1 pseudogene is annotated in these 310 nt (G+C 70.6%); it reads left to right on the forward strand.

The features are described from left to right. A pseudogene (locus ADK57_RS18245) lies at nucleotides 1–310 on the forward strand (IS200/IS605 family accessory protein TnpB-related protein); the annotation flags it as partial.

Here is a 310-nt window from a genome sequence, read left to right on the forward strand (position 1 = left end):
AAGACCTCGACTTCGCGGCGCAGAAGGGCCGCGAGAAGCACGGCCGCAACAAACGCTTCCGCCGCCTGCTCTCCCGCTTCCCCACCGCGAAACTCAAGGTCCGGCTGGTGTCGATGGCCGCAGAGCAGGGCATCGCCGTGGTCGCGGTCGATCCCGCCTACACCTCTCGCTGGGGTGCCCAGCACTGGCAGAAGCCCCTGACCACCCCACTACGCAGGATGTCCCGGCACGATGCGGCGAGCATCGCGGTCGGGCGACGCGCCCTCGGACACCCGATCCGGCGACGGACGGCACCGCCCCACCCCGACCA

This window comes from Streptomyces sp. MMG1533, assembly GCF_001279775.1.
Taxonomy (GTDB): Bacteria; Actinomycetota; Actinomycetes; order Streptomycetales; family Streptomycetaceae; genus Streptomyces.